Origin of the sequence: uncultured Cohaesibacter sp., assembly GCF_963556055.3 — a bacterium.
Classification (GTDB): Bacteria; Pseudomonadota; Alphaproteobacteria; order Rhizobiales; family Cohaesibacteraceae; genus Cohaesibacter.
The window spans coordinates 1-8406 of the sequence record NZ_CAUVYE020000032.1 but is presented as its reverse complement, the minus strand read 5'-3'; the positions used below and the strand labels follow the sequence as shown (position 1 = coordinate 8406).

Here is an 8406-nt window from a genome sequence, read left to right as displayed (position 1 = left end):
CGTTTCGTCTGATGACGGTAAATCCTTGTGGCGACTGTCCGCCTTTCTTGCTGCTTCAATGGCCGTCGCTGCCATAGCTTCTGCTTGATTATATTGCCGTTCATATTCTGCGGCCTTTGGACCGCATCGATCGCGCCGACATTCCGTCTCCCATTCATCATGGTAAAGCGCTGCAGCCCTCTTTTGCTTGTTATAGGTGATAATATATCCTTCAATGATGGCTGCCTGCTTTTCCCTCATATCCACTTCGTCCGTCGCTTTCTGCAGAGGCACGCATAAGAGGAGTGGTGGTCGAAAGAATGGATATCGGGGTCGCTACGGTGATGTATAGAGCCAAGAGGCTGGCCAGGGACCATCGGTGGTTTCTGACGCATCGTAGCGCGCCACCAATTGCGGTTGATCGGCAAAGGTCCAAAATTATCATAAGAGCCATAATCGTATAGCTTGTTACAGGATCGTTCCCTCCGATCTCGTGGCCTAATCGAGCATTGATGATCATCAATGCGACCCAGATCATTGTGCAAATGACCTGCAAATAACTTATTCGCCATGTTGCCGTTGTTTGAGGCTGCGTTTTAGAGGAGGTAAAGACGGTGGGGAGATCGGTTGTCTCAGGCGACGCAGTTGGTGTCGGTGAACTCTTTGGGGCCTTTTCCCATAAATCGGACTGCTTGTTGTGGTGCATCAAGCCCTTCTCCTTGGCTTTCTGCATTACGCCCCGCACCAGATTTCTATCGACAGCAGCATCTACTCCTACGCCTTCTAGAGCGTCGCTGAATGATCGCTTTGTAAAGGCTTCGGGCAGTTGGGCCAGTGCGGCTTCGATTTGGTGCAGATAAACCGGTGTACCAGCAAAGGTGCCGAAAAGATCATCTGGTTCTTGTCCGGTGGTCGGGTGAGATGTGCCATCGTTCATTCTATTCTCCTAATCAAGACATCAGTGGTTTGCCCGGAAGAGCGAAGGCCCTTCCAAAAAGGAAATAGAAAGAATTCCCGCGATCAAAAAAAATTATGCAGATTACTGCTGGAAGATGGCTTTACAGGTGGTGTTTGGCCTCAGTTCGTGACAGTTGTCCGTGCATCAAAAGGTAATTGTGACGGCCAGAAACGCACCTGATCAATGACGCGTTGGAACCAAAAGCCGCGACAAGCATCACGTTGGTGCTGATGGTTCGAGGCGGGTGTCTGATTGCATTGATAAAGCCCGACATGACTGCTGCGAACAGCCGGATCAAACGGATCGTTCGTCACAGACGAGGTCAAGTCAAAGGCAACTGCCGTTGATACGCCATCCAGGATGGATGGGGCGGGAAGTGAAGGCGGATTGCCAATGCATGACCGAAATGCCGCTATCCTGTTCTGCGTCATGCTTTCATGACAACCGTCAGGACTGTCATGACAATCATCAGAACACCCCGCCGACCATCATGCTTTGCGAATGTTCAGACTAGTGGCTCTTATCATGGCCATGCTGATGTGGATGCGCAATTGGTCGGCTGCATGCTTTGTGGTCAGGAAATTGCTGACGACGCTGGTGACGATCAGGCTCTCATCACATTTGTCACAAAGACGGTCTGCCGTCGCATGGCAATCGGGGCATCCGTTGCGCTCCTGTCTTACCAGCCATCATGACAAGGAACCTATTCGTCATGACGTCACGAAATGTGCCTGACATCCATCAGAAGCATCCTGACAGTATGATGACGAATGTGATGCCACGAACAAAAGCAAGGTCTCGGGTGGGCGGAGAGCTGACTTACGGCACTGCAACAACGCAATCGCCCACATTCAGCACAGCGGACATTCACGTGTGGATCAAACTGATCTGGCACCAATAGCGATAGCGTCGGTCGTTTGTTGCGGCTTCATAGACAGCGCGAATAAAATCGTTAGCTTACGTTAAACACTAGTTGAAATCTTGACATTCGAAAGAATTGCTTCGATTATTGCGCTACTTTAAGTTGATGTGGTGGTGATACTTTGACACATAAGTTTAGACGCGCATGGGACGGGAAAGAATGGCAAAGTTTTTCCAAACGACTCGTGCAGATGCGGCATCTTCCTCAAAATGTACAAGACATTCCAGATAAGGTGCGGGGGAGACGCAGGCCTAGAATTTATCACCACAGACGGTTGCTGTTATCAAAGTTATGCGCCGGAAGAGACATCAGACGTGGCAAAAGCTGCGAGCGCAATGAAATCAAAGGGTGCGCGCGATTTGCGAAAGCTGATTAAAAACAAGGAAAAGATATCTAAAATCCTTGGAGACCAAAAAATCTCAAATTGGATATTGCTATGCCCATTCTTGGATAACAAAGATGTAATCTCTCACGTTCAAACTGTCGCCAGAGAGGTAAAAGAAGCCGAATTGACCTTTTTGGCACCAGATTTCTTTGCACTTGTTCAATGCCAAGAGGACTTCGAGACTGAGTACCTACAGCTCCGCGCCAAGGCTGTGGGAGTACCCCTGCCTATTAAGAAACCAAGCTCAGATCAATTGGTGCAAGCAGAAAGCAAACTCGATCAGAGAGTCGAAAAGAAGCTCAAACGAGCATTTCCCCTTGATGATGACGCAAAAACTGAAAAGCGAAAGAAGCGCTTCGTCTATGCCCATGTCGAACGAGAGAACGTGCTTGCAGATCTTAGAGATGAGTATCCCGATTTTTGGGAAGCTTCCACAGAGTGCATCGACGCCGAGGAGAGCCGCCTCGAGATGGCTGGTGCAGAAGGCGACACTGCTTCGCAGCAGATTAATTCATCTATGGATCGCGTAGGTCGCGCACTAAGAAGCCAAGTGCCTGGGCTATCTGAAAAACAAATAACATCTATTTCCCAAGGTCAAGTCGGAACGTGGCTGATTGAATGCCCTCTGGATTTTGAAGAGCCAAATACATAATGATGATTGAGTTAAATACAGACCGGAGCTTTTCGTTCGAGCGAAAGCCGTCACCAGTTCCAGGCGACCTTCGAATTGGCTGGCGCATACCCCTAACACTTTTGATGCTGAACAGTTCACGTGGAAAGAAAGCGTCCCTAGCGAAGCTTAACCTGCTGAATGACGCACTTCGCTCTGAGCAGTCCAGAGAAAAACTGAGTAAAAATCATACGCGGCGAAACTGCTCTGATTGAGTGGCGGATGCGTGTAGAGCCAGCCTTTGGGAGAAATGTAGATTTGATGACAGGTGGGCAACTTGCTGAATGGCGAGTTGCCAACGGGAAGGCTGCGATTTGCCTTACTGAGACTGGAAAAGAGGTCGCAAAGAAGCTCGAGAATGACGATGGTAGTTTTGTGGCTGAAAAAGAATTTCTCCAGGAATTCTCGAGCAGGATAACAGAGGGTTTTGTGACCAAAATCCTCCTTGCAAATAGGGCCCCATCATGATCCAAGTTTGTTCGTTGAAGCTGAGATCGATTACAGCAAAAACCGTATATGGGGTCGACTTAGATTTTACTCCCGGCCTTAACATTGTCCAAGCGGACAACACTTCTGGTAAGTCAACCTGCCTACAGGCCATTATTTATGTTTTGGGTTTGGAGCGTTCATTGAGTGCGAATTTGTCTGTTCCATTGCCATTTGCGATGCGGGAGCGAATTCATGCGACCAAAGATGCCCCCTATGAGGAAGTGCTTCAATCCTATGTCGAGATTGAAGTTGGCAACCACAATGACCAAAAACTCCGTATCCGTAGAAGCATCGTTGGGGACGCCGACCCAAAACTCATTTCAACATGGTCAAATAGCGAAGCCGAGAAAAATAGTCCGGCAAAAGAAAGGCAGCGAGACTTCTTTGTTCATGATCCCGGATCAGCCACGAGAGAGAGTGGTTTTCATCACTACTTAGCTGATTTTTTGGGGTGGGAGTTGCCGAATGTACCTAGGTTTGATGGGACTGAGTGCCCCTTGTACCTCGAAACCCTATTTCCAATGTTCTTTGTGGAACAGAAGCGTGGCTGGTCCACAGTTCAAGGGCCGTTACCAACACATTTCCGAATACAGGACATCAACAGAAGAGTCCTCGAGTTCGTCCTGAACCTTGATGCAGGTAAGGGTGCGTAGAGAGAGGGCCGAACTGAACAAGCGCATTGGATTCCTAGAAAGTGACTGGAACGACAAGCGGTCGTGTGCTGGAGCGAGGTGGCATCGACCTGATCAGATTTATTGGTGTGCCCAAAAACACCTACGGCCGAATTCTCACATCAAGCTGATATTTCATTGGAAGTTTTCGTAGATGGTGAGTGGCTACCTTTAGAGGTTGCATCAAAAGAACTTCAGAATGAAATCGAAGAACTCAACAACATCGAGCTTGTCTCGACGGAGGAAGCCGAGGTCAGTACACAAAAAGCCCTTGAAGTGGCTCAGTTGCGATACGATGAACTAGGAGCAATGTTCGAAGTCGCAAGAACTGAGTTCCATACGGTTCTTGAAGAGAACAAAGCGTTGAAAAAGCGCCTTGCTGTGCTTGATTATCGACCTGAAACGACATCAAGATGTCGAGAAACTGATGGCACTTGGATCAGAGGTTACCGACACTGTAGCATTTGAAAGCTGCCCGACCTGCCATCAGCATTTGACTCAGGAACTCCTTCCTCCAAGCTCTTCAGGAGCGATGGCCCTAGATGAAAATATAGCTTTCATTAAGTCGCAGCAGCTTATGTACAAATCAGCGCTTGCTACCACCGAGGAAAGGCTTGGCGAACTTCAATTGAGAGGTTGCTCAATTGAGCAGGAATACAAAGACGCACAAGGCGAATTGCGTAGCCTGAAACGCGCGCTTGTACGCCCGTCTTCCAGCGTGAGCAGAACGACAATCGAAAGGTCGGTTCGGTTGCAGGCCCGCTTGGCGCAGTGGGAGGAAATGCAAGAGCGCGCGGACGGTCTCGTAGACGAACTGGTCGCCATAGCGAAAGAATGGGCGAAACTCTCCGCCCGGCTCAAAAGTCTGCGACCTGGCGACGATTTTTCTCATGAAGACAAGAGCAAGATATCTCGACTTCAATCCCTAGTTCAAAACCACTTGAAGACATTTGATTTTCATTCTTTCCCACCTTCCGAAATTACTCTAGCAAGGGACAATTTTCGCCCGCAGGTTCTTGTATACGATAAGGATTCTGGTGGTGAAATCGAGAAAGATATCGGCTTCGAAGCATCTGCGAGTGATGGCATCCGTTTGAAATGGTCTTACTATCTGTCTCTTCTAGAATTGGATGAACATTATAACACCAACCATTCAGGGTTGGTGGTCTTCGATGAACCAGGGCAACAAGCAGCCGATCCGGTCAATCTCACGAGCCTTTTTCAACAGTCGGCCAAAGAGAGATCTGAGCATCATCAGATCTTGATCGCCACCTCTGAAAAAGAACAGGCCATCAAAGAAGGACTTGGCGATCGTCCATACAATTTAATCCCATTCGCGGGTTATATCTTAAAACCAATATAATAGAACCCCTCGTTCACATCCATGCATCGTGCGTGAACGTCAGAAATGTCGGCTGTCTTGCGGCTTGTGGCTACCTGCGAATGCCCGGTATGGGCCGCGACTGCTATTCACTGCCTGGATGATCGCATTCCATTGGTGATGCGCTGCACCAGACTGCTTGGAGCCCTTTGTGACCATGACAATAAGGCCGTGTTAACCCAATTGCGACTAATGCAATTTCAGGCAGCGAATTCTTAATGCTGCCACCTTACTGGTTGCTAGAGTACCTACTTTCGAATTCTGTCAGGTTAGCTAAATGTTCGCCCAACGTGGAGTTTTTCAGGTGACGTCCATTGACGTTTGCAAACATTCTGTTCATTGCCCGAACAAACTATCCATATTGCTACCCTGTTTGTTGTTGATAGTTGCCACATCCGTATCATGCTCACCTTCGCCAAAAAGGTATTCGGATGAGCATATCAAATTCCTGGCGTCCGATGCTCACGTGATAGTTGGGGATACGCCTCTAGTGCTGCCCTATATTGCACTGCCTGGATATACGGGGGGTGGACCATCATTCTCACTGAACAAGAAACGGGATCGCAATGCAGCAAAGGATCGATTGAACGTGTTCCGAGCAGCAGCGGGCAATCCACAGACCGCCCCAAGATTGGGGAAACTTGAGGTCATTATTGGGACCTACGGCTGGGATGATTTTGGTAGAGGCTTAGAAAGAATTTGCAGCCATCTAAGGCGGGAGTGGTCCAATTCTGTTTGCGACAATCCTTGGGCACCACTTCAACAGGCTCTCCCACGTCGGATCTACCTGGCTGACATCAGAAGATTGGAAGCCTTTGACAATCATAGTTTCGCCGGAGGAGGGCGGATGTCTGATTTACTCAATTCGATGCACATCGAGAGTGAAGAGACCACAATTGGGTGTGATCATGACGCAAACATGTGTTTTGCTGCCACTCACATCAGCGCCAACTTGATTGCCATTTGGTACGCTGGACGTAGCAAACTCGATCGTACCTCAGATGTTGATCGAGAAAGCAAATCCATCAAGGCATTCGTACAATACGCACTTGGACCAAAAGAGGATTTCAACGCTCTTTTCATAGCAGCTTGTCAGCTACGAAGGCCGGGCAGTTCGAGAGGTCCAGATTCGTATCATGTTTCATGTGATGGCAACTAGCAGGAGCTTGACGTCACTATGCTACGTGGCGCTACTCCAACAGCGACATCAAACAAATGTCTCGAAAGTCCGCTCACCCGTCACCTGGCCACTGAAAATGCTGCGGCTTGCTCGAACGGCAGGAATGCGGAAGCTGCCTTGAGGCTTGTGGCAACCTGCGAGTGTCCGGTAAGGGCCGACAATGCAAGTGAAGCATTCTTGACAGCTGTCAAGATTGGTAACTGAAAGCCCGGCACCGGCGAATTGCCACGAAACCGTGCGATGGAAAGAGTTGCTCGTGAATTCGCCCGTGAAGAGCCACCACGATGCAGATCATTGGCGCTTCATTCCATATAACCAGCTTTCATAGTTTCAGAAGCTGCGCCATTTCTTCTTACAAGGCTTCTCGGACTCCGGAAGGTATGCCTTGAAAGAAGAACGCCATTTGAGTGGGCTCCCTGTCGACATTACAACGTGAGTTTGCTCGCCGATTCACAGCCATTATCCGGCAAATGCACGGGTTTCTGGGCTGCTTCGGTCGGCATTTAATCGCTATTGGCGGCCAACGTTTAGATCACCTGTTCGATAAGAAAGAAATCCATATGATCCCGCGCAACCATGAAACTCTCCTTCCAGGCCTTTTGAGACATGTTTGAGGGCGGAATGAATTCGATGAAGTAACCCACCACCAGCATGCGGCAGGTTTCATCGACCGCTGTCATATAGTTGAGATTGGGGAATTGATCGCCATCTTCGTCGGGCTCACTCATGAAATCATTTCGGGTCAGTCTTGTCCCCGTGATGGCTTCAAAAGCGAGGAGCAGCTCATCGAACTGCTTCATGCAATCATCAGACAGATCAGAGTCAAACCTGTAGTATCCTGATATTTCTCCGCCAGATGCTCTCGTATCGGCAATGACCTTAGCCACGTCATCAGGTGCCAGCTTTAGACATCTGAACGCACCGATACCTAAATTTCTCACGCTTATGTCATGGCCCATGCTGATAAACAGGTCTGCCATTTTATGCCTCCTTTTCTACCATTTCGGCTTGCGGTCCTGCCTATCGAGGCTGCGAGCCGATTGGTGTGGGGATTGAATTTTCAACGTGTCTCATTCTGGCCAGAGTAGGCCTTGCTTTGTGGTGTAAATAATATTATTTTATCAATAACAGAAATTTAGGTGATCAGATACCAATATGATATCACTTGTTACAGCGTCAAAGGGTAAGACGAAGCTGCGGGACAATGTCCGCGCAAGACGTCTTGGTATGAATTTGACACAGGCCGGTCTTGCTGATCGGTCTGGTGTTCCTTTGCCGACATTGCGGAAGTTCGAACAGACCGGCTCAATCTCGCTTGAGGCTTTTCTCAAGCTCCTGATGGTTGTGGGCGGGATCGAAGAGGTGATCGAGGCAACGGAAAATCGGACGGAAGAATTTGCCTCGATCGATGACGTCTTGAAGCCGGAACCGGGCCTCAAACGCAAGAGGGGGCGCCTTAATTGATAGACTTTCAGCCAGTCAGGGAAATCAAGGTTGGTCTTGATTTCGGCGATGATGCCATTTCTGTTGGCCGCCTCGCCATTCGGGATAGACGGATCTATTTCGAATATGATGCCTCTTTCATCGATGTTGGAATAGAGCTTTCCCCTTTGCGCCTGCCTTTGAAGCGTGGTGTTTCAAGCTTCGATCCCTTTCTCTTTGACGGCCTTCCGGGTCTGTTCAATGACAGCTTGCCGGATGGCTGGGGGAGACTGCTGTTTGATCGCTTTGCCCGATCCCATGGTGTCTTGCCGCAGGAAATTTCTCCTTT

At 49.0% G+C, this 8406-nt stretch carries 11 protein-coding genes; 8 read left to right on the top strand and 3 right to left on the bottom strand.

Annotated elements, in window-relative coordinates; all coding sequences use genetic code 11:
* Positions 1–240: hypothetical protein (locus ACHZB8_RS21795; protein ID WP_316863410.1), on the bottom strand; the 240-nt coding region annotated here is incomplete at its 3' end.
* Complete coding sequence (locus ACHZB8_RS21790; RefSeq protein WP_316863408.1) at positions 212–916, bottom strand: hypothetical protein; 705 nt, start codon at positions 914–916, stop codon at positions 212–214. The genes ACHZB8_RS21795 and ACHZB8_RS21790, both read right to left, overlap by 29 nt.
* 479 nt (positions 917–1395) lie before the next feature.
* Between ACHZB8_RS21790 and ACHZB8_RS21785 the strand changes: the two genes are divergently transcribed.
* From ACHZB8_RS21785 to ACHZB8_RS21760, 6 genes are all read left to right on the top strand, one after another.
* Positions 1396–1632, top strand: coding sequence for a hypothetical protein (locus ACHZB8_RS21785; protein WP_316863406.1), 237 nt, complete (start codon positions 1396–1398; stop codon positions 1630–1632).
* Between the two features lie 541 nt (positions 1633–2173).
* The gene (locus ACHZB8_RS21780; protein WP_316863405.1) at positions 2174–2896 is read left to right on the top strand and encodes a hypothetical protein; all 723 of its coding nucleotides are present in this window, start codon (positions 2174–2176) and stop codon (positions 2894–2896) included.
* Positions 2897–3378: 482 nt separating this feature from the next.
* Entirely contained in the window at positions 3379–4056 is a 678-nt protein-coding gene (locus ACHZB8_RS21775) for an ATP-binding protein (protein ID WP_316863403.1), read from the top strand.
* Positions 4057–4212: 156 nt separating this feature from the next.
* Positions 4213–4542, top strand: coding sequence for a hypothetical protein (locus ACHZB8_RS21770; RefSeq protein ID WP_316863402.1), 330 nt, complete (start codon positions 4213–4215; stop codon positions 4540–4542).
* Entirely contained in the window at positions 4502–5437 is a 936-nt protein-coding gene (locus tag ACHZB8_RS21765; RefSeq protein ID WP_316863401.1) for a hypothetical protein, read from the top strand. The genes ACHZB8_RS21770 and ACHZB8_RS21765 overlap by 41 nt, the downstream gene beginning before the upstream one ends.
* 508 nt (positions 5438–5945) lie before the next feature.
* A complete protein-coding gene (locus tag ACHZB8_RS21760) occupies positions 5946–6614 on the top strand; it encodes a hypothetical protein (protein WP_316863400.1) in 669 nt (222 codons plus the stop codon).
* A gap of 548 nt (positions 6615–7162) precedes the next feature.
* On the opposite strand, the gene ACHZB8_RS21755 is transcribed toward ACHZB8_RS21760, so the two are convergent.
* Positions 7163–7615 carry a hypothetical protein gene (locus ACHZB8_RS21755; protein ID WP_316863399.1) on the bottom strand — a complete coding sequence of 151 codons (453 nt, stop codon included), beginning with the start codon at positions 7613–7615 and terminating at the stop codon, positions 7163–7165.
* A 175-nt stretch (positions 7616–7790) separates the two neighbouring features.
* Here ACHZB8_RS21755 and ACHZB8_RS21750 point away from each other — a divergent pair, with 175 nt between their 5' ends.
* Together ACHZB8_RS21750 and ACHZB8_RS21745 are read left to right on the top strand one after the other, a co-directional pair.
* On the top strand, positions 7791–8099 hold the full coding sequence (locus ACHZB8_RS21750) for a helix-turn-helix transcriptional regulator (protein ID WP_324292911.1): 309 nt from the start codon (positions 7791–7793) through the stop codon (positions 8097–8099).
* The coding region (locus tag ACHZB8_RS21745; protein WP_316863397.1) for a HipA N-terminal domain-containing protein at positions 8096–8406 on the top strand (311 nt) is incomplete at its 3' end. The genes ACHZB8_RS21750 and ACHZB8_RS21745, both read left to right, overlap by 4 nt.